Raw genomic sequence first — 21,515 nt, 5'->3', positions numbered from 1 at the left:
GATTTTCCCGGGTTTACGGCAATGCGACATATAGCGTCGCAAAGGCGCAGTTTACCGGGCGCGGCCGATTTGCGGCAGGCCGCGCAGGATACCAAGTCAGCCCCCACGGCAGAGATATAAATATCTACCGCACGGTGGTCGCTTGCCGCTGATTTGCTGAGGGTTCTTCCCAACGCCAAGGAATGGCCATGCATTTGTCTGAAGCACCCCCATCGGCAACCCCGGACGCCGTACATGACGCGCAACATGCGGACGAGCATTACCAACCACTGAAAAACGCGATTCCGGCCTGGCTGGGCGACACCTCAGCCACGCGGCGCGAAGCGCTGAAGAACAGCGTCCCGCAACAGCCGGCCGCGCTCAAGGTCGCGCCAGCCGAACAGCACGCGTTGATGAAAAGCCTTGGGGCGGCGCATATCACCGCGCAGAGCCGGGTCGACAAGAGCCTTGAGCACTTGCAGGACGCTGCGGCCTTCGCCGAGCCCCTGCTCAAGGCCGAGCTGAAAAGCTGCTTCGATCTGGAACTGGATGTCAGAAACACCTACGTGCGCCTGTACATTCCCGCCACCACCCCGTGGTTTCCGATCCGCACCGGCGCCCGCGCCTGGTCCGTGTCACTGCTTGAGGCGGCACTGCATAACTTCGAAGAAAGGGAAACCGAAGACGACGCCTTCGAAGCCGAGTCGACATTCACTAGCGCCCCCTCGGCCACAGGGCAGTTTGAAACCCTGCCCGAGATCAAGGCGAAACTGAGCATTTCCGCTTTCACAAAACTGTGCCGTCGACTGGATATCGGCGCGAAATACAAAGCCAGTCTGGAAGACAATCTGGGCTACTCCGATCCGATGGTCGCGTCGGTCTTGCGCGGCAAGATCGACGCCAGCCAGAAGGCCGCGATGAAATCGGCCCTGCAATGGGCGCGGATGAACCGCGACGTGTCGGAAAACGCGGTACGCCTGATCGAAGCCATGCTCGACGGTGTGAAAGGCCTGCATGTGCACGGCGCCCCGCTGCTGTGTCATGACATGACGATGCTTTGCGCACCGCTCACCGGCATCGTGGTATTCGCCCCGGACCTGTACATGACACGCAATGCAGCGCGCGTCGTCGCCTACGTCCCGGATGACCCCGAACATCCGTTCAAGGAGTACGCCTCGCCATTGGAAATGGTCGTGGAACTGACGCGCCAGTTGCGCTCCAGGGACTATCAGCAGTTCTTCAGCCGCTTCGTCAATCACGACCAGCGCGGCTTCTTCTTCAGCACCCTCAACAGCCGGCTGAGTGAAATCCGCTGGCACCCGCACGAACCCGGCGACCCTCGGCCGGCGTGGCGCGAAGCCGCAGTGGAGCGGCCCGATCTGCAGACTGCGCTGACGCCGTTTTACGACGATGTGTGGCAACACCTGTACCAGGCAAAACTGAACAAGATTTTCAATGACGCCCGAACCATTGCCGTACCGACTGCGTTAGTCGATCAAAGGGCGCGCTGGGCGTTCTGGGATTCGCTGCTCAACATCCTCTCTTCCATCGCCCAGACCGCCGCGATGATCGTCGCCCCCTTCGTGCCGGTGCTCGGTGAAGCGATGATGGCGTACATGGCCTATCAGATGCTCGATGAAGTATTCGAAGGCATTGTCGAGTGGGCGCAGGGGCGCACGACCGAGGCGGTCGAACACCTGATGGGAACCGTGGAATCGATGATCCAGTTGGGCATGTTCGCCGTCGGCGGTGCGATTGGCGCGGCCGAGTTCCGCAAGATATTGCCCAAGGAAATCGTGGCGTTCATCGACCGCTTCAAACCGGTACAACTGGCCAATGGTGACACCCGCTACTGGCAACCGGATCTCGAACGCTACAAACATCCGCAGCGCCCGAGTGCCGATTCGCAACCCGATGCCCTGGGTTTGCATGCGCATGAGGACAAGCGCCTGCTGCCCTTGGAGGACGCGCACTTTGCGGTCACGGAAAGTCAGGTGCCGGGGCAGTACCGCATCGAACATCCGAGTCGCCCCGACGCATACCAACCGGTGCTGCGCCACAATGGCGAAGGTGCCTGGCACACTGAACTCGAGCAACCGCTGGAATGGGATGGCGCAACCGCGCTGCGCCGTATCGGCCCTGCGGTCGAGAGCTTGTCCGCGAGCGAGCGCGAAACCGTGCTGCAGATCAGCGGAACCAGCGAAGACGCGTTGCGCAAAATGCATGTCGAGCAGGAAAGCGTTCCGCCTCTGCTGGCCGACAGCATCCAGCGCTTCAAGATTGATCAGCAGTTGCAACGCTTCATCGACCAGCTCGACAGCGCTGACGCTGAAGTTTTCTTGCGCGCCGACCCGGTAATGCAGCTGCAGGTGCTCAGCGAATACGGCCGCTGGCCAGGCGACAAATGTCTGCGCCTGCTTGATCGCCAAGGCGAGCAACTGTGGCAATCGTCTGCCGACACAAGCCTGCCGGTAATCGAACTACGCCACGACACGCTGGCCGGTGGCGACGTGCTCAAAACCCTGCTCCAAGCCCTCGACGAGATGCAGATCAAAACCTTGCTGGACGAGCCCTTCGCGGGACCGACGCCGTCCATCGAGGTCCGCAGCCACAACCTGCGCAAACAAGTGGCCGACCTCGCTAGACGCAACACCAGCGCGCTGTTCGAGTCGCGCTATCAAGCCCTCCAGCACCTCGACGACCCGCTGGCCGCTCGACTCAAGATTCACCCTCCGCAATTGCCGGCCAGCATTACCCGCGAACTGCTCGATACCGCGACCGGCAGCGAACTGTTGCAGATCAGCGAAGGACAATTGCCCCCGCGCCAGCAGGCACTCATGCAGATGGCCAGTGAGGAGGTGCGCGTTGCCCGCGCATATGAGGGCCTTGAGCTGGATTCGATGAGCAATCACGACTCTGATTCTCTGGCGCTGCACAGCCTCAAATTGTTGCCGGGCTGGAGCGGCGATGTACGCATCGAAATCCGCGGCGGGCGCTACGAGGGCCGGTTACTGGACACGATCGGCCGTGACGATGCGCCCGAATACAAGGTGCTGGTTCGCCGCGACGATGGCCAATACCAACCTTATGACGATCGTGGGCAGCAGCTGCATTCGTTCGCTGATTTCTATTCCAGCCTGTTGTACGCATTACCCGACAGCGAGCGCCAGAGCCTGGACATGCGGATCGGCCAGGGTCAGACGCTGAAGGCGGCCATTCGTGAACGCACGCTCGAGCGCAACGAGTGGCGTCAGGTGATTGCCGATACGCCGTCCCGAGCGCCGGCTGTCGACACCCTGCGCCTGCTCGGTACCGACGGTTACGCCCATGCTCCGCGTCCGCCACGCCCCGCTTACCAGCCGCACACCCTCGAAGAAGACATCCGGGTGCTCTATCCACGCATGTCGAACCATGAAGTGCGCTTCCTCGCCGAAAGCATGCGAAGCAGTCCCGCAGGCCCGCGCGCCGAAATGCTTCGTTTGCAAAATGACTACCTGCAATTGCAGAACGAACTGCATGTCTGGGCCAACAACCCCCCCGCCGTGCACCCGGAAACCGGCACGGCGCTCACCTCGCTGGAGAAGCGCGCCGAAATCCAGAATCGCAGGCTGCTACGGGAGCAATTGCTCAAAGCCTGGAGACGGGAGCACGTCACGGGTATCAATCACCGGGGCTTTGCCGCCGGATACGCCTTGCGCCTTACACCTGCGGTGATGGGCGACTTGCCCGTGTTGTCAGCAGACTTCAGTCATATCACCTCGCTCGCCATTGATGGCAGCCCGATGACCACCTCCGTCGACAGCTTTCTGCAGTCCTTCAGCCAGTTGCAGAATATCGATGCGCGCAATCTCAATCTGTCGAGCCTGCCGCAAGCACTGACTTCGATGCGCTCGCTGCGCGAATTGCGCTTACGCAATTGTCGGATCAGTCTGACGACGGTCACAGAGTCGGTGCTCGCAGCCATGCCGCAGCTCACCCTGCTCGATCTGCAAGGCAATGCGCTGGGCCTGCCTCCGGACCTGCACACACTGCCTTCATTGCGCTACGTGAACCTGTCGGATACCGGCATTCACACGGTGCCCGACGATCTGCTGGATCATCCGCGCCTGATTTCGGCGCAATTCGATCGCAACCGCATCACGCGGATACCGGACAGTTTTTTCAACCTGGCCAGCTCCCTCAGCGATGGTTTTACCTTCGCCGATAACCCGTTGACGGCGGCTTCTCGCGAGCGGGTAAAAGTGTTCTACGAGCACACCGGAAGGCACTTCGGCGTCCGGCCCGTGCAGGAGGATCTGCAACGCACCATCGCCTTGTTTCCATCCCTCGACACGGAAGGCGCAACACAGGTGTTGTACCGATTGCCCGGGCCATTGGCGGAGTGCGGCGCACAGTTGTCCCGCTGGGAAAATGAACTCGGCGTGCTGAATCTCGAACTCAGTCAATGGATCAACCAGGCCACCGTGACCGCCTCTGAGTCGGGGGAGCGTCTGCCTCTCGAGGCACAGGCCCGCGAACTGGAGGCCCGGCGATCCTTTGCGCAACAGATCGAGCAATTCTGGCGCAGCCCGCCCCTGTACCCGCGCCTTGAAGAACTCAGGGCAACGGCGACGTTCAGTGGGGATATGCCGATACTCAGCGCCGGTCTCGAGCGCGTGACGCGGCTGAACCTCACCGGCAACGCCACTATCACCGACGCCCTGCGCTTCGTGGAGTGCTTCCCCAACCTTGCCAAGCTGAAAATGAACGGTTTCGAACTGGGACCGCTTGCGCTGGGCGAAGCAAAACTGCCTCAACTGAGCGATCTGGAGCTGAAAAATTGTGGCGTGGTCATGACCCCGGAAAATCAGGCTGCGCTGCTGTCACTTGGCAGCCTCGACTCACTGGACCTGGGCGACAATCCGTTGGGAACGTTCCCCGACCTGAATTTGTTGCCCGAATTGATCTATCTCGATCTGTCCAACTGCGGGCTGACCGTCGTGCCTGAAGGACTGGCCAGCCATCCGGGGTTGCGAACCGCAGTGCTCGCAGGCAACCGCATCACGCAACTGCCCGAGGCGCTGTTCGACCTCCCCGCCGAGCGCAGTGACGGCATTGACCTTGCCGACAACCCGCTATCGGCCGCCACCCGTGACCAAATCAAAAACTACTACCGCCTCCATCGCAACGACTTCGACGTATTGGCGGCCGAGCCGGACGTGAGCCTCGCCCGGCAGTTGTTTCCCGGTTTGAACAAGCAAGAGGCCAGCGAGATGATTTACGACTTGCCCGGCGACCTGGCCGACGGTCGCCAACAGCTCCTTCGCTGGCAAGCAGAACAGCAACAAATGCGCGATGACCTGACCCGCTGGGCCTTGGCAACGCCGTCTGCGCACCCGGTTACCGGTCAGGCCTTGAGCGCAAGCGAGCGTTTGGCGCAACGATCCGCACGCTCGGACTTCAAGCAATTGATAAAGGATTTCTGGGGCGAAAGATCGATGGGCACCGGCAGGCGCACGACTTCTTTCGCGGCAGACCTCAAGTTCCTCGGCGAAATGCCGCGCCTGACGGTCAACTTCGATCACGTTACCAGCCTCAAGCTGGCGGGCAACGTGACGATCGCGGGACTGGAGCCGTTCGCTGCCTTGTTCCCGAATCTTCAGATGCTGGAACTGAAAGCTTTCACACTCTATGACATCCCTTCATTCGTCAGCCGTCTGCACTATCTCAAAGAGCTCAAACTCAATGACTGCGCGCTGACGCTTACCCCTGCCGGGCGGCAGGTACTTGGCGCGCTGCCCGAGTTGCGGTTGCTCGATCTGAGCCATAACCCACTGACAAACGCGCCAGACCTGACAATCCTGCCCAAGGTGACGAACTTCTCGCTCGGCCATAGCGAACTGACGAGCGTGCCGAAGGGCATCGCCGAGCATCCGCTGCTGCGAGAGCTCCATCTCAATAACAACCAGATAACCGTGCTGCCCGACGCTGTTTTCAGTTTGCATCCCGAGCGGGCCGACAGCGTCTATCTGAACGACAATCCTCTGTCCATGAATGCCCGCGAGCGCGTCAAGCGCTACTACGCCGCACAAGGGCGCAACTTCCGGATCAAGCCGGCATCGGCTGACATTGCCATGGCGCAGAGACTGTTCCCGCGACTGGGCGAAAACGCTGCGATCAACATGATTTATCGCCTGCCCGGGACATTACAGACCGGCACGGCGCAACTGATCAGATGGGAGGCGGAAATCGCCCGCATGACCAGTGATCTCAACACATGGAGCGCGCGCTTGCCGGTCAACAACCCTTCGACAGAGCTGCCCTGGACTGCGCCGGAAAGATTTGCAGAACTCGCCGCCAGACAAAGATTCAGCAGCGACCTTGAGAAACTCTGGCGCGGCCGGCAAAACGAAAACTCAGCCCTGCGGTTCAATACTTTCGAAGCCGATGCGACATTCACCGGCGAATTGCCGGAACTGACCGCTGACTTCAGCCACATCACGCATCTCAACCTTCAGGGTAATCCGGGGCTGAACATTCCCGATGGTTTTTTCCGAAGCTTCAGTGGCCTGCGCGGACTGGAACTGCAGGATTTCGCCTTGGGCCGGATACCCCAATCGCTGCCAAGCCTGCCGTTGCTTGAGAGGTTGATGCTGAGCAAGTGCCAGATCACTCTGGATCCTGCCGGACAGGCGATCCTGTCCACGATGACCCGATTGAAATCTCTGGACTTGTATAGCAACCCTCTGCAGGTGACGCCCGATCTATCGACCCTGCAGAACCTGACGTTCATCGACCTGATCAACACCGGCATCGATAGTGTTCCCGCCGGGCTGGAACAGCTGCCGCACCTGGAAGTCGCGTTGCTGAGCGACAACAACATCAGCGAATTGCCGGCGCAACTGACGCAGTATTCCGATCGCGGTATTGAACTGGGCGGCAACCCGTTGTCGGTTGCTTCCAGAGAACGGATCAAGGCCGCATTCCAGGCCAAGGCTGACAACTTCGGTGTCTGGGTCCAACAGCAAGACATCGATCTGGCGCAAAGCCTTTATCCATCGCTGTTCGGCTTCGATGCCAACGATCTGGTCTACAAGCTTGCGGGCACGCTGGCCGATGGACGTGTTGAGCTGATGCGCCGCAAAACCGAGCTCACCAGCCTGCTCGAACGCCTGGATAGCTGGGCCAACGAGACTCCCAACGATACTGACACGCAGATGCCGCTCGCGACCGACGCGGCAGCCAGGGAAAGACTCAACCGCCAGCACTTCAGGCAAAACCTCGAAGACGACCTGCGCCGTGCGCCCTCGTTCCTGACAGGGCCAAGGGTCAGCTGCGAGTTGTCGTTTACCGGTGAGCTGCCGCCGCTGACTGCGCGTTTCGACCACATCGAACAATTGAAGCTGACCACCACAGCGTCCGCTGCGCCTCGGATCGTTCGTCTGCTGGAGCTGTTCCCGAAGCTCAAAGGCATCGACATCCGCAATTATCCGCTGGGCGAGATTCCCGCCCCGATTTTCGCCATGGAAAGGCTGCGCAGCCTGTATCTGCCGGGCTGTGAAATCACGCTGACTGCGCAGACCGCAGAAGCATTCGCAACGCTGAGAAACCTGAGTTCCGTGGACCTGAGCGACAATCCGCTCAACATCGCTCCGGATCTGAGTCATTTCCCGCAGATGACCGATGTGCGTCTGGGCAACTGTGCCTTGAGCAAGGTGCCTGACGGCCTGTTCGGACTGCCTCGATTGATGTACGCGGACTTGTCCGGAAACGCGATCACCGAGTTGCCGGGCGAGTTTCCTTTACAGCCCGGCGACGTGCTGACCGAATACGACTTCAGCGACAACCCGCTGACTGCCGAAAGTTTGCAGCGCCTGCAGCGGTATGAGGCGGCGTATCAATTGCGCCTGCTGGAGCAGCAGTCGAGCAACGACACCGCGTATCAGACGATTGAGGATTTCCATGACTTCTCCGGCGGCATGGAAACCGATTGAGGGTCGATCCGCGCTCAGCCACGCTCCGGCGGCACTGACGACAATTCGAACGGGCTGCTGCTGCGCCGCTGGTTGCGATCTTCGCGCGGCGTGGCACCGAAGAAGTTGCGATAGGCGCTGGAGAAATGCGGCCCCGAGGAAAAGCCGCACGAGAGGCCGATCTGGATGATCGATTTGCTGGTCTGCATCAACATCTGCCGGGCCTTGTTCAGGCGCAATTCCAGGTAGTACTGGCTCGGCACGCGGTTGAGGTATTGCTTGAAGATCCGTTCCAGCTGCCGACGGGACACGCACACATGCTGGGCGATTTCGTCGGTGGTCAGCGGCTCTTCGATGTTGGCTTCCATCAGCAACACCGCTTGTGTGAGCTTCGGATGGCTGGAGCCGAGGCGATTCTGCAACGGGATGCGCTGACGCTCACCGCCCTCGCGGATGCGCTCAACGACAAGTTCTTCCGACACCGCACCGGCCAGTTCCGCGCCGTGATCGCGGGCCAGCACCGCCAGCAGCAGGTCGAGCACCGACATGCCACCGCAGGCGGTCAGACGATCGCGATCCCAGTCGAACAGATGACTGGTGGCGATGACTTTCGGGAAGCGCTCAGCGAAATCGTCCTGCCAGCGCCAGTGCACGGCGGCGCGATAACCGTCGAGCAAACCGAGCTGGGCCAGCGGATAGACACCGGCCGACAGACCACCGATCACGCAACCGGCACGCACCAGTTGCTTGAGCGCACTGCTCAGCGCCGGCGCGAGCGTGGTCGGTGGCTCGTCAGCGAGCAGGAACAGTTTCTGGAAATTCTCGAGCTTGCCGGCCCACGGCTCGCCGGGCAATTGCCAGGCACCTTCGCTCTGCGGCTCGGCCTGCAAGAACGACAGTTCGTAAACCACGTCCGGGTGCACCCGCTGCGCAACACGCAAGGCCTCCTCCGCCAGCGCCAGCGTCAACGCTTTAGTGCTGGGCCAAATCAGGAAACCAATTCGATGGGCAGTCATGGGCGGGCAATCCGAAACGAACAACGGTGATGAAGGCATGGGCCAATGCTAGCCCGGAAATGAACACAAATCCTGAAACCGGTGAAGATCAGAATGTGGGAGCGAGCCTGCTCGCGAAGGCGGTGTACCAGTCAACATAATTGCTGGCTGTTGTACCGCTTTCGCGAGCAGGCTCGCTCCCACAGGGATCTGAGCCAGCCAGAAGATCGCGAAGCATGACCTAATCTGGTGCGCAACGGCAGCCCTGATTTATTTCAGGCTGCCCGACAGAAACTGCTGCAAGCGCTCCGACTGCGGGTTGACCAGCACTTCGCGCGGGTTGCCGCTTTCTTCGACGACGCCTTTGTGCAGGAACACCAGCTGGTTCGACACTTCACGGGCGAAGCCCATTTCGTGGGTTACCACGACCATGGTGCGGCCTTCCTGCGCCAGCGCCTGCATGACTTTCAATACGTCGCCCACCAGCTCTGGGTCGAGGGCCGAAGTCGGTTCGTCGAACAGCATCACTTCCGGTTCCATCGCCAGCGCACGGGCGATCGCCACGCGCTGCTGTTCGCCGCCGGACATGTGCCCCGGGAACGCGTCTTTGCGATGGGCCACGCCAACCTTGTTCAGGTAGTACTCGGCTTTTTCGCGCGCTTCGTACTTGGGTACGCCGAGCACGTGCACCGGTGCCTCCATGATGTTTTCAATCGCGGTCATGTGCGACCACAGATTGAAATGCTGGAACACCATCGACAGGCGCGAACGCATGCGTTGCAGCTGTTTTGGATCAGCGGCTTTCAGCGCGCCATCCTTGTTCGCCACCAGTTTCAGCTCTTCGTTGTTGAGCAGGATCTTGCCGGCGTGCGGCTGCTCGAGCAGGTTGATGCAACGCAGGAAAGTACTTTTGCCGGAGCCACTGGAGCCGATGATGCTGATCACATCGCCGGCGGCGGCTTTCAGGGACACGCCCTTGAGCACTTCGTGACTGCCATAGCGTTTATGCAGGTCTTGGACTTCAAGTTTGTACATGCGGTCGGTTCTCACAAAAACAGTCAGTCAGTCGTTGAGCAAGCGCCCGTGACGCAGCGCTTCGCGCCCCGCCACCTTGGCCAGCCAGAAACCGGGTTGGGCATAGCGCAGCCGTTCAATGGCAAACAGCACCCCGGACGTACCAGCACATACCGTGCTGACCCGATCGGACACAGGGTCGATCACTTGAAAAATCTCATCGCCCGCCTCGACCCATTCGCCAGGCCTGCGGGAAAAACTCACCACACCGGGGTGCGGTGCGAACAACAATTCGGTGCCTTCGAAGGGCATGCCTTCGCACGGTTCGAAGGCCGGGTCCGGCCACTCGCCGGTGATCAGACCTTGCTCGGCAAGGAACGCCAGAATGCCTTCAGCATAAGCCTCGGCTTCGACGCGGCCGGTGTCGGCCTGCCCGCCCAGCTCGATCGTCGTCGCCAGACACGCCAGCGGAATCTGCGCCTCGGGGAACTGCCGCGACAGGCGCAGCCAAGGCAACGAGCAGGCTTCATCGAAGGAGCTGCCGCCGGAATCTTCCGCGAGCAGACCAACCTTGACGTTCAGGTGCGCCGACAGCGAACGCCACTGCGGCCAGTGCTGCGGCAGCGCATACATGTGCAGCGCGGCTTCGGCATCGCAGTGCAGGTCCAGCACCACATCGGCGGTGCAGGCGTGGCTGAGCAGCACACGTTGCATGCCTTGCAACTGGCTGCTTGCTTCAGGCAATCCGGCCAGGTGGTCGGCCATTGCCTGACGGATCAGGCGCACGTTGGCATGGGGATCATCACCGAGTTTTTCGCCCAGCGCCGCCGCGACCGGCGCGCTGAGCTCGACGAAATCACGATTGAAATTCTTGCCGCTGCCCGCCTCGAAGCGGCCCTGGAAATTGCCTTGCAGCAATTGCCCGAGGCCGATCGGATTGGCCACCGGCACCAGCTCGATCACGCCGTTGAGCAAGCCTTGGGCTTCGAGTTCGCCGAGGCGCTTTTTCAGCTCCCAGGCGGTGCGCATGCCCGGCAGTTCATCGGCGTGCAGGCTGGCCTGGATGTAGGCCTTGCGCTCGCCCTCACCGAACCGGAAAACCGAAACCTTGCGCTCGCTGCCCAGGTGGCTCCACGGCAATACGTGGTCGATGCGTTGCATATCAGTGCTTCCGTGGCGCGAGGTAGCTCAACCAGCGACGCTCGGCCAGTTTGAACAGCTTGACCAGAATGAAGGTCAGGCACAGGTAGAACACGCCGGCAGTGATGTACGCCTCGAACGGCAGGTAGAACTGCGCGTTGACGGTACGTGCCGCGCCAGTGATGTCGATCAGGGTCACGATCGACGCCAGACTGGTGGTCTGCAGCATCATGATCACTTCGTTGCTGTACTGCGGCAGCGCCCGGCGCAGGGCCGACGGCAGCAGGATGCGCTTGTACAGCTTGAAGCGCGACATGCCCATGGCCTTGGCCGCTTCGATCTCACCGTTCGGCGTGGCCTTGAGGCTGCCGGCGATAATTTCCGCGGTATAGGCGCTGGTGTTCACGGCAAAAGCCAGGCAGGCACAGAACGTTGCGCTGGACAGCCACGGCCACAGGAAGCTTTCGCGTACCGCTTCGAACTGGGCCAGACCGTAGTAGATCAGGAACAGCTGAACCAGCATCGGCGTGCCGCGAATCACGTAGGTGTACAGCCACGCGGCGCCATTGACGAACGGGTTTTTCGAGACGCGCATCAGCCCCAGCGGCAACGCCGCGAGCAAACCGAAGAACAGCGACAGCGCGAGCAGTTTGAGGGTGGTCAGCAGGCCGCTGAAGTACAGCGGCAGTGCCTCCCAGATGACGTTGTAGTCGAAGATCATAGATCAGCCGCCCTTACGCCTACCGAGTAGCGCTTCTCAAGGTGACGCAATGCCAGCAACGAAACACTGGTGATCACCAGGTACATTGCCGCCACTGCGAGGAAGAAGGTGAAAGGCTCACGCGTGGCATCCGCCGCCTGCTTGGCCTTGAACATCATGTCTTGCAGACCGACCACGGAGATCAGCGCGGTGGCCTTGGTCAGTACCAGCCAGTTGTTGGTGAAGCCGGGAATCGCCAGACGAATCATCTGCGGCACCATCACCCGGAAGAACACCTGAAAACTGCTCATGCCGTAGGCCATGCCCGCTTCGGCCTGGCCCTTGGGGATCGCCATGAACGCACCACGGAAGGTTTCCGAGAGGTACGCACCGAAGATGAAACCGAGGGTACCGATACCGGCGGCCAGCGGGTTCAGGTCGATGTAGTCGTCATAGCCGAGCATCGGTGCGACGCGATTGAGCAAGTCCTGACCGCCGTAGAAGATCAGCAGGATCAGCACCAGGTCGGGAATGCCGCGGATCACCGTCGAATACAGATCGCCCAGCCACGCCAGCCAGCGCACCGGCGACAGGCGCAACGCGACACCGATCAGCCCGAGAACGATGGCCAGAGCCATGGACGACAAGGCGAGCTGAAGCGTCAGCCATGCGCCATCGAGGATGACAGCCCCGTAGCCTTTCAACATGATTCAGGTCCTCGAAAGTTGGGATGAAAAAATGGCGCAAACCGCAGAGATTCTGTTGCTTGCGCCATTTCGGACTTGTCGCAGAGACGTGTTACTTGCCGTAGATATCGAAGGCGAAGTACTTGTCCTGGATTGCCTTGTATTTGCCGTTCTCGCGGATGGCCGCGATGGCAGTGTTGATCTTGTCTTTCAGGGCGTCGCCCTTGCGCACCGCGATACCTACGCCGTCGCCGAAGTATTTGACGTCGGTGAAGGCCGGGCCGACGAACGCGAAGCCTTTGCCGGCGTCGGTTTTCAGGAAGCCGTCGTCGAGCAGGGTAGCGTCAGCCACGGTTCCGTCGAGGCGACCGGCAGCCACGTCGAGGTAGATTTCGTTCTGCGAGCCGTACGGCTTGATCTCGGCGCCCAGTGGAGCGAGAACTTCGCGGGCGAAACGCTCGTGGATCGAGCCACGCTGTACGCCGATGTTCTTGCCTTTCAGCTCAGCCAGACCATCGCTGACCTGAGTGCCGGCCTTCATGACCAGACGCGCCGGGGTGTTGTAGTACTTGTTGGTGAAATCGACCGACTTCTTGCGATCTTCGGTGATCGACATCGACGACAGGATGGCGTCGATCTTGCGCACTTTGAGAGCCGGGATCAGACCGTCGAACTCTTGCTCGACCCACACGCACTTGACCTTCATTTCTTCGCACAGCGCGTTGCCGATGTCGTAGTCGAAACCGACGATGCTGCCGTCCGGTGCTTTCGAAGCGAATGGAGGGTAAGCCGCTTCGATGCCGATCTTCAGCGGTTTTTCGTCAGCGAAGGCATTCATCGACAGCACGGACAGTGCCAGGGCGCCAAGCAGCACAAGTTTCTTCATCTTGGGACTCCATCGGTAAAGGGCAAAAACGGCAGAGTGAGCGACAGCCCAATATGCGAATGGGTGAATCGGAAATCGGTTGCGCATCGGCGGAAATTTCCCATTGGAACCGCAGGCGATTTCAACGTCAGCCACGATGAGCGAGTGATCGGCATTCTAACGACAGGCCCGAAGCCGATATTTCTTCAATGCGACAACTAATTACAGATGCACCGAGAAAGCGGTTTGAGCTCATTGACAGCCCTGCAAATTCATGCAAGAGCGAAAGACAGTGAACCGATACATATTGCAAGTTGCGGGCCTATTATTCGTAAACCCTTCTAATCCGGCAAGCGCAGCGTTATGTCTTATTTTTCAGCAGGGCTTTGGAGGCTCTAAAACAGCGCACCGCGTTTCCCTTCGCCCCGGTTTGGCGCGGGCGGTTACACATTGGGTTGTGGCGGGTAACAGCGGGAAAGGTCTGACGGGGGAGATCGATAATTATTGGTTGGGGTGTTGCGGTTTCCTACAGCTGACTACTGCGGTGTCTGACAGATCGCCTTCGCGAGCAGGCTCGCTCCCACATTTGAAATGCGCCCGCTTCCTTGTGGGAGCGAGCCTGCTCGCGAAGAGGCCCTCCCAGCTACCACAAACCTCACAGCCATAAAAAAGCCCCGCCCGGCATCACCGGACAGGGCTCCTATGCTTCTAACGCTTAAGCAACATTCATGGTCTTGTGCGTATCAATCAAATGCTGCACCACACCCGGATCCGCCAGGGTCGAGATATCGCCCAGCCCGTCGTATTCCGCCGTGGCGATCTTGCGCAGGATGCGGCGCATGATCTTGCCCGAACGGGTCTTCGGCAGCCCCGGCGCCCACTGGATCACGTCCGGCGAAGCAATCGGGCCGATCTCCTTGCGCACCCAGTTCTTCAGCTCCAGGCGCAATTGCTCGGTCGGCTCCTCGCCGTTCTTCAAGGTCACATAGACATAGATGCCCTGCCCCTTGATGTCATGCGGCACACCCACCACCGCAGCTTCGGCAACTTTCGGATGCGCGACCATCGCGCTCTCGATCTCGGCGGTGCCCATGCGGTGCCCGGACACGTTGAGCACGTCGTCCACGCGCCCGGTGATCCAGTAGTACCCATCGGCATCGCGACGCGCGCCGTCACCGGTGAAGTACATGCCACGGAAGGTCTTGAAGTAGGTATCGACGAAACGATCGTGATCGCCGTACAACGTACGCGCCTGGCCCGGCCACGAATCGAGAATCACCAGATTGCCTTCGGCCTCGCCCTCGATGATGTTGCCGAGGTTGTCGACCAGCGCCGGCACCACACCGAAGAACGGACGCGCCGCCGAACCCGGCTTCAGCGCGTGAGCACCCGGCAGCGGGCTCATCATGTTGCCGCCGGTTTCGGTCTGCCACCAGGTATCGACGATCGGGCAACGCGACTTGCCGACATTCTTGTAGTACCAGTCCCAGGCTTCCGGGTTGATCGGCTCGCCCACCGAACCGAGCAGACGCAGGCTGCTGCCATCGGCGCCTTCAACCGCCGCCTGACCCGAAGCCATCATCGCGCGGATCGCGGTCGGCGCGGTGTAGAGGATGTTGACCTTGTGCTTGTCGATGATCTTCGCCACCCGGGTGATGTCCGGGTAGTTCGGCACACCTTCGAACAGCACGGTGGTCGCGCCATTGGCCAGCGGGCCGTAGACGATGTAACTGTGGCCGGTGACCCAGCCGACGTCGGCGGTGCACCAGTAGATTTCGCCCGGACGGTAGTCGAACACGCGCTCGTGGGTCATTGCCGCATACAGCAGATAACCGCCGGTGGTGTGCTGCACGCCCTTCGGCTTGCCGGTGGAGCCGGAGGTATAAAGGATGAACAGTGCCTCTTCAGCGCCCATCTCTTTCGGCGCGCAAACGGTGCCCGCGACCTTCATCAGGTCTTCGTACCAGATGTCGCGATGCTGGTTCCACTTGATGTCGCCACCGGTGCGCTTGCACACGATGACCTTCTGGATGCTGCTGGTTTCCGGGTTGGTCAGCGCGTCGTCGACGTTGGCCTTGAGGGAAATCTTCTTGCCGGCACGAATACCCTCGTCAGCGGTGATCACCACTTTCGAACGGCAGTCGATGATGCGACCGGCCAGGGCTTCCGGCGAGAAACCGCCGAACACCACCGAGTGAATCGCGCCGATCCGGGTGCAGGCCAGCATGGCGACCACGGCTTCGGGAATCATCGGCATGTAAATGGTCACCACGTCGCCACGGTGCACGTCCTGACCACGCAGGGCGTTGGCCAGTTTGCACACTTGTTCGTGCAGTTCGCGGTAGGTGATGTTGCGGCTTTCGGAAGGATCGTCGCCTTCCCAGATGATCGCGACTTGATCGCCGCGCTCGGCCAAATGGCGGTCGAGGCAGTTGTAGGAAACGTTCAGGGTGCCGTCGGCAAACCACTTGATGTCGACATGGTGATCGTCGAACGAGGTCTGTTTCACCGTGGTGAAGGGCTTGATCCAGTCCAGACGCTTGGCTTGCTCGCGCCAGAAGCCGTCAGGGTTGACGACCGACTGCTGGTACATGGCTTTGTAGGTCGCCTCGTCAGTCAGCGTGTTAGCCAGAACCTCGGGACGAACGGGATACAGAGAAGCCGCACTCATCTTTCCTACCTCGGTGTAATAGTTGTTTTTGTATGACCCTGTTGTAGCCGGGTGGGGCCCATAGAACCATTCGACGATGGTAGTAACAAGCCCCTACAAAATGTCCGCATTCCATGTGGGAGCTGGCTTGCCAGCGATGCAGTCAACGCAGTCCTTCAGGCAAACCCCATCCGGCCAGACACCAAGACCTCAATCGATTGTTACCAAATCTATCAAAAGTGTTTATCAAAACCGCCCCTGTTTACCTGCACCCCACCACCCTAAAATTCACCTCGCCAACAAGGCAACCGCGATTAACAACGTTACAGCCCCCACGAAGGCCGTTAATCCAGCGCTCCAAGTAACGCATCAACTACTCAAGCTCCACACGCAACCCTAAAAAGGTTGCGTGACCCCACTCGACCTCAAAAAGGTGAATTAGAAATGAAAGCTTTATTGGTTCTGGCCCTCAGCAGTCTGTGCGCAACCGCCATGGCAGACGAGGTCCCGACTGATGTCGCACAGCAACAACCGGTAATCGAGGAATACACTTACTCCACACATCTGGACATCGCCAAAGTTGTATCGATGAGCGAAGTGCCAAATGTCTGCGAAGTAGTACCGGCAAAAATGGAATACGACGACTCCAAAGGCCAACGCCACATCCTGCGCTACAGCATCATGGGCAACGGCTGCACGAACTGAACCAGACTGCACCGAATCGGATCGCTCAGCGCTACATTGAGGGTCGATTCCAGCCCGGCTACGGTCGGGCTCAGTTGTGTCTGGAGCCGTGAAAAACGCTTGCAAAACACTAGATATAGTGAAAAACCCGCTTTTCTGGCTATTTTTTAAACAAAAAACCACCTGGCAAAAAATTAACGAAAAAAAATCTGCCGGGGCCGATTCCGCGCAAAGCCCTGTAATCCCTCGGTCGGACCGAAATCCACCCCCTCCTCGGCCTCGCCATGAGCCGATTCGCCGCACCACGCCGGTAAAAATTTCCCTATAATGCCGCCCCATACGGGTCAGCAATATTCCCTTACAGGGAGCAAAAGCCATTCTGAAGCCCCGCAACAGTGCCAGACGCTGATTGCGCCCATCAGAGGCTCTCGGAACCCGTCAAAATTTCTGTTTATTTGCCTGCGTGCAGCGCTGCAAAAAACGACATCCAACGCGGCTTGTTTGGCCGTGTGAAAAACCAACCCTTCAGGTTTCACACGGGCACAAGCCCTCACGCAGGAGACGACACGTCATGCTGAGCTGGGACGAATTCGATAAAGAAGACAGTGAAGTCGCAACCGTGAAAGGCGCCAACGCCGGCCACGCAAGCGAAGCCAACATGGACCGCCTCGACAACGCTGGCGGCGCCGCAGCGCTGGAAGCCCGCGCCGTCACCGCCGACGACTCGGCCGCCGTGGCCCGCGCCAAGGCTGCACTGAACTCCCTCGACGTCGCCGAAGGCCTCGCCGAACTCGAAGGCGCCTCCGCTCGTGTCGCCGTTGACGAAAAGCGCATGATCAACTGCCGCGCCGACCTCAACCAACTCGTGCCATTCAAGTACGACTGGGCCTGGCAGAAGTATCTGGACGGTTGCGCAAACCACTGGATGCCGCAAGAAGTCAACATGACCGCCGACATCGCCCTCTGGAAAAACCCGGAAGGCCTGACCGACGACGAGCGCCGCATCGTCATGCGCAACCTCGGCTTCTTCTCCACCGCCGACTCCCTGGTTGCCAACAACCTGGTCCTGGCCGTGTACCGCCTGATCACCAACCCGGAATGCCGCCAGTACATCCTGCGCCAGGCTTTCGAAGAAGCGATCCACACCCACGCCTACCAGTACTGCATCGAATCGCTGGCCATGGATGAAGGCGAAATCTTCAACATGTACCACGAGATTCCATCGGTCGCGAAGAAAGCAGCCTGGGGCCTGAAGTACACCCGTTCGATCTCCGATCCAAAGTTCGAAACCGGCACCCCGGAAACCGACAAAGAGTTGCTGCGCAACCTGATCGCCTACTACTGCGTTCTGGAAGGCATCTTCTTCTACTGCGGCTTCACCCAAATCCTCTCCATGGGCCGCCGCAACAAAATGACCGGCGTCGCCGAGCAGTTCCAATACATCCTGCGCGACGAATCCATGCACCTGAACTTCGGCATCGACGTGATCAACCAGATCAAAATCGAAAACCCACACCTGTGGGATGCCGAAATGAAGGAAGAAGCGACCCAGATGATCCTGCAGGGTACGCAGCTGGAGATCGAATACGCGCGTGACACCATGCCTCGCGGGGTGTTGGGTATGAACGCGGCGATGATGGAGGATTATCTGAAGTTCATCGCTAACCGTCGTTTGTCGCAGATTGGTTTGAAAGAAGAGTACCCAGGGACCACCAACCCGTTCCCTTGGATGAGCGAGATCATGGACTTGAAGAAAGAGAAGAATTTCTTTGAGACGCGCGTGATCGAATACCAAACTGGTGGGGCGTTGAGCTGGGATTGATCCGCTGCTACGCTGAAACACCTCAAGGGCTACCACTGGTAGCCCTTTTTTTTAGATTTTCTATTCAGTACAACCAGCTCGTCGACTATGCCCTTATCTCTTCAATTCTCACCTGCTAGACTGCTCTCGCATCACCACCATTTTTTCGGAATTCGGCATGCAACCTGATATAGATCACGCACGATTCCTAGCAAGGATTCTCAATCGTACAACATTTACGTCGCTCGCCCGTGGAGAGGATCCACGCGACATTTTCAAACTTTATCTAGATAAAGTCGACCACACATACATTAGTACAGCTAATGAATTATACGCTTTTGCCTACAATTCAATTCAAAAAAATTACAGAAATGAATACATATACAAATCCGCCATTGCAGACCGCATAATTTTTGGCCGGCACAGCCCAAGCTCTTCAGCACTTTCTATAGAGCTGCCAGTAGGAAGCTCCATTGTAGACGCCGCCGTATTTAACGGAACGTCCACAGCATATGAGATAAAAACCGAGTTCGACAGCCCAAGAAGATTAACTTCCCAAACACCAGACTACACAAAAGCCTTTGATAAAATCTACATTGTCGCCCATCCACAGCAAGCAAGGCGTTATGCTGAAAAAGCCGACACACATATTGGAATATTATCACTGACATCAAAAGGAAGTCTTTCAGAAGTAAAGCCAGCGACTAGCAACATTTTAAACATCGACCAAAGAATCATATTTAGAATGCTGCGAAGAGATGAATACCTACCAGCCCTTGAAAAAATAACAGGCAAAAGAATTCAGCTGCCCAATGGCATCATCAGGAACCACTGTGAAAAAATATTCTTAGACATTGAAAAACAAACAGCACACAAAATCTATATTAATGCAATGCGTCAACGGACAACCAAACCTGAAATAGTTGATTTCATGAGGAGCCTCCCTAGCCATTTAAGAGTTCTCGGATACGCCACCCCTCTATCAAGACCTCAAAGAGCTCGATTACTTACAGCACTTGAGGAAAAATTTAATTAGCCACACCTATATCAGCAAGGAAAGCAATATGTATAGCCCGTATCTTTACGCACGCGCATCAGAGTTACTAGCTCTAAGATCCCTAATCAGTGAAAAGACAGACTTGACAGGACTGTTACCGGTCATAGAGCCGGTAATTTCTGATACTAGTGGTATACATCGCTGCATGGACGCTTTTGGAAACGATAAAAAACCCCTGATAGTCGTCACAAACCCAAACCAGCACCAATATTTAAACAACCTTGCAACGCAAGCAAATTTCGTAAAAGTTAGTCAAAACCTATTCAACAGTCATACAACGCTGTTACCAGGTTACTGTATAGGTTCCACGACCACGCAAAAAGATGTAGGTGCGTTTCTAAACCAGTATCCAGGTAAGAACGTCGTACTCCTCTACAACAATCCAGCTCTCAGCGAAGTACAGATACAGACAAACGTCACTTTCAATCAAATTTTATTCCATGTTGTTCTTAACGACAAAATCTCCACCGCACAGCTATCCAAATTACCAAAAAACAAAACTATAATTACTCAAGATTTTTTCAACAAGCTTGATCGAAACACAGACTATAGTGGAAAAGAGTTTTTTACGGACAAACACAAATCCGTAGGGAAAGACTTCTATGCAATTGGCGATTACACAATTACGGGAAAAAAACTTGAAATGGGTGGCGGTAAACCTGGTGCCGTGGCAAGCCATATAACCTATAAAAACTCAAACACTTCAGACATCTGGGTTGAGCACTTCGTATCCGATGAAACTGATAGAAACATCAGCGACGCAGAAACAAAATTCTTAGAGATGGCGCGCAAACTCGTCCGTCAAGTGAGAAGCTTGCCAGCTGAGTTTGGGTGGAACAGTAGTTTAAAAGCTTACGATGATCACGTGAACCAGAGCACATGGTCAGGACTACCAAAGAACAAAGAATATCAAATAAAACACCATATCAACCTCATGCTTGATGTTTTAAACAAAAGACTATAAACAAGAAGACCGAGCGATGAAAATCGTTCGGCCTACAAACCGTATGTTTATCCCTGTGTATTCAGTCATAAATCTAGCTCTTGACCACGAGAACAAATGCCCATAGGCTTTTGTTTCCGGTGCCTAAGAAACGCCTCAAGTAGCGGCCTGGCCGCTCCCGAAAGATGCGTCTTTTTTGTGCCTATGGATTTATCGTGGACACAAAACACCTCTGCCATGTCGGGAGTGGGCTAATACAAGACCCGTAAGGGGAATATGTCCGGCCTTCTACTTGGGGTTTCTTAACTCCCGGCGCCTTAGCCCTAAGAAAGCTATCAAGTAGAGGTAATGGATATGCCTACGTATTTTCCCTTCTATATGAAGGAAAACGCCTACAGCTTTACTGCTGAAATTATGCTTCCTGTTCGGGAGGCTGCTCATGTCTGAGTCACACACCCCCACAGTTTTTATCCGCCATAGCCTTTATCTTCACGGCCTCCTTCACGAAAGCGAACCATGGTTCAGCGTCCGCGACATCGGTCGCTTGATGGGCGTCCATCTCAGTGATCGCATGGTCGCCAAGCTGGACAAAGATCAACATCGTTTTTTGTGGATTGATTATTACCGGCAGCCTGAAAAGCTGTTGATGCTCAGCGAGTCCGGCGTATATGCGCTACTTGTGTATCACTATGTCCCGGAAAATCGGTTGTTACGTGAGTGGCTTACTCATCTGGTTGTGCCGACGTTGCGCGACGCGGAACGCTCGGTAAATACAGATCAGCCGATGTTGAGTTTGCTGAACTGGCCCGAAATGTCGCTTAGCCTGCTGCATTGGCAGGATGAGAGCTGGATTAGGCTTCGGGATATGCCCTACCTGTTGAACGATCAGTCCCAACGGCGCGCTACTGCATCGGTTCCTTGGTGGCGGAGGATTGCGCAGGTGTTTCAGTCTTCGAAGCATTCGATGGGTTAGCGACGTGGTTGTCGGATCTCGAGAGATTCTTCGCTATTAACTGTAAGAATTTTCCTAGACAGCCGTGATGGCCACT

At 57.6% G+C, this 21,515-nt stretch carries 13 protein-coding genes; 6 read left to right on the top strand and 7 right to left on the bottom strand.

Annotation, left to right across the window (positions count from 1 at the left end; all coding sequences use genetic code 11):
• Positions 1–188 precede the first annotated feature (188 nt).
• The gene (locus CKW30_RS18340; RefSeq protein WP_095181522.1) at positions 189–7,952 is read left to right on the top strand and encodes a dermonecrotic toxin domain-containing protein; all 7,764 of its coding nucleotides are present in this window, start codon (positions 189–191) and stop codon (positions 7,950–7,952) included.
• A gap of 14 nt (positions 7,953–7,966) precedes the next feature.
• Here CKW30_RS18340 and argR read toward each other — a convergent pair whose 3' ends face one another.
• From argR to acs, 7 genes are all read right to left on the bottom strand, one after another.
• On the bottom strand, positions 7,967–8,947 hold the full coding sequence (argR, locus tag CKW30_RS18335) for a transcriptional regulator ArgR (protein WP_024014018.1): 981 nt from the start codon (positions 8,945–8,947) through the stop codon (positions 7,967–7,969).
• Positions 8,948–9,196: 249 nt separating this feature from the next.
• Positions 9,197–9,961 (bottom strand): ABC transporter ATP-binding protein, encoded by a 765-nt coding sequence (locus tag CKW30_RS18330; protein ID WP_007912705.1) that lies wholly within the window; start codon positions 9,959–9,961, stop codon positions 9,197–9,199.
• 27 nt (positions 9,962–9,988) lie between these two features.
• Positions 9,989–11,101: a succinylglutamate desuccinylase/aspartoacylase family protein gene (locus CKW30_RS18325; RefSeq protein ID WP_056788052.1), complete on the bottom strand. Its 1,113-nt coding sequence runs from the start codon at positions 11,099–11,101 to the stop codon at positions 9,989–9,991.
• Position 11,102: 1 nt separating this feature from the next.
• A complete protein-coding gene (locus CKW30_RS18320) occupies positions 11,103–11,801 on the bottom strand; it encodes an ABC transporter permease (protein ID WP_024014019.1) in 699 nt (232 codons plus the stop codon).
• Positions 11,798–12,487 carry an ABC transporter permease gene (locus CKW30_RS18315; RefSeq protein ID WP_016773583.1) on the bottom strand — a complete coding sequence of 230 codons (690 nt, stop codon included), beginning with the start codon at positions 12,485–12,487 and terminating at the stop codon, positions 11,798–11,800. Before CKW30_RS18315 ends, CKW30_RS18320 begins: the two co-directional genes overlap by 4 nt.
• A gap of 91 nt (positions 12,488–12,578) precedes the next feature.
• The gene (locus CKW30_RS18310) at positions 12,579–13,352 is read right to left on the bottom strand and encodes an ABC transporter substrate-binding protein (protein ID WP_095181521.1); all 774 of its coding nucleotides are present in this window, start codon (positions 13,350–13,352) and stop codon (positions 12,579–12,581) included.
• Between the two features lie 694 nt (positions 13,353–14,046).
• On the bottom strand, positions 14,047–16,002 hold the full coding sequence (gene acs, locus CKW30_RS18305; RefSeq protein ID WP_016773581.1) for an acetate--CoA ligase: 1,956 nt from the start codon (positions 16,000–16,002) through the stop codon (positions 14,047–14,049).
• 423 nt (positions 16,003–16,425) lie between these two features.
• Here acs and CKW30_RS18300 point away from each other — a divergent pair, with 423 nt between their 5' ends.
• The 5 genes from CKW30_RS18300 (at position 16,426) to CKW30_RS18285 (ending at position 21,439) form a co-directional block, all read left to right on the top strand.
• A complete protein-coding gene (locus CKW30_RS18300) occupies positions 16,426–16,686 on the top strand; it encodes a DUF2790 domain-containing protein (protein ID WP_007912695.1) in 261 nt (86 codons plus the stop codon).
• Positions 16,687–17,236: 550 nt separating this feature from the next.
• On the top strand, positions 17,237–18,487 hold the full coding sequence (locus CKW30_RS18295) for a ribonucleotide-diphosphate reductase subunit beta (RefSeq protein ID WP_016773579.1): 1,251 nt from the start codon (positions 17,237–17,239) through the stop codon (positions 18,485–18,487).
• A 157-nt stretch (positions 18,488–18,644) separates the two neighbouring features.
• Positions 18,645–19,502, top strand: a complete 858-nt coding sequence (locus CKW30_RS27030) for a sce7726 family protein (RefSeq protein WP_143497988.1) — start codon at positions 18,645–18,647, stop codon at positions 19,500–19,502.
• Positions 19,503–19,530: 28 nt separating this feature from the next.
• Positions 19,531–20,487 carry a sce7725 family protein gene (locus tag CKW30_RS18290; RefSeq protein WP_095181520.1) on the top strand — a complete coding sequence of 319 codons (957 nt, stop codon included), beginning with the start codon at positions 19,531–19,533 and terminating at the stop codon, positions 20,485–20,487.
• Between the two features lie 418 nt (positions 20,488–20,905).
• On the top strand, positions 20,906–21,439 hold the full coding sequence (locus CKW30_RS18285) for a Bro-N domain-containing protein (RefSeq protein ID WP_095181519.1): 534 nt from the start codon (positions 20,906–20,908) through the stop codon (positions 21,437–21,439).
• Positions 21,440–21,515 lie beyond the last annotated feature (76 nt).

This window comes from Pseudomonas sp. Irchel 3F6, assembly GCF_900187595.1.
GTDB lineage: Bacteria > Pseudomonadota > Gammaproteobacteria > Pseudomonadales > Pseudomonadaceae > Aquipseudomonas > Aquipseudomonas siliginis.
The sequence above is the reverse complement of the archived record's forward strand: the minus strand, read 5'-3'. Positions and strand labels throughout refer to the sequence as shown.

What these genes read in the sequence shown, in the direction of transcription:
- CKW30_RS18340 (WP_095181522.1), top strand. Translation starts at nt 189, where the DNA reads ATGCATTTGTCTGAAGCACCCCCATCGGCAACCCCGGACGCCGTACAT.
- argR (WP_024014018.1), bottom strand. Translation starts at nt 8,947, where the DNA reads ATGACTGCCCATCGAATTGGTTTCCTGATTTGGCCCAGCACTAAAGCG.
- CKW30_RS18330 (WP_007912705.1), bottom strand. Translation starts at nt 9,961, where the DNA reads ATGTACAAACTTGAAGTCCAAGACCTGCATAAACGCTATGGCAGTCAC.
- CKW30_RS18325 (WP_056788052.1), bottom strand. Translation starts at nt 11,101, where the DNA reads ATGCAACGCATCGACCACGTATTGCCGTGGAGCCACCTGGGCAGCGAG.
- CKW30_RS18320 (WP_024014019.1), bottom strand. Translation starts at nt 11,801, where the DNA reads ATGATCTTCGACTACAACGTCATCTGGGAGGCACTGCCGCTGTACTTC.
- CKW30_RS18315 (WP_016773583.1), bottom strand. Translation starts at nt 12,487, where the DNA reads ATGTTGAAAGGCTACGGGGCTGTCATCCTCGATGGCGCATGGCTGACG.
- CKW30_RS18310 (WP_095181521.1), bottom strand. Translation starts at nt 13,352, where the DNA reads ATGAAGAAACTTGTGCTGCTTGGCGCCCTGGCACTGTCCGTGCTGTCG.
- acs (WP_016773581.1), bottom strand. Translation starts at nt 16,002, where the DNA reads ATGAGTGCGGCTTCTCTGTATCCCGTTCGTCCCGAGGTTCTGGCTAAC.
- CKW30_RS18300 (WP_007912695.1), top strand. Translation starts at nt 16,426, where the DNA reads ATGAAAGCTTTATTGGTTCTGGCCCTCAGCAGTCTGTGCGCAACCGCC.
- CKW30_RS18295 (WP_016773579.1), top strand. Translation starts at nt 17,237, where the DNA reads ATGCTGAGCTGGGACGAATTCGATAAAGAAGACAGTGAAGTCGCAACC.
- CKW30_RS27030 (WP_143497988.1), top strand. Translation starts at nt 18,645, where the DNA reads ATGCAACCTGATATAGATCACGCACGATTCCTAGCAAGGATTCTCAAT.
- CKW30_RS18290 (WP_095181520.1), top strand. Translation starts at nt 19,531, where the DNA reads ATGTATAGCCCGTATCTTTACGCACGCGCATCAGAGTTACTAGCTCTA.
- CKW30_RS18285 (WP_095181519.1), top strand. Translation starts at nt 20,906, where the DNA reads ATGTCTGAGTCACACACCCCCACAGTTTTTATCCGCCATAGCCTTTAT.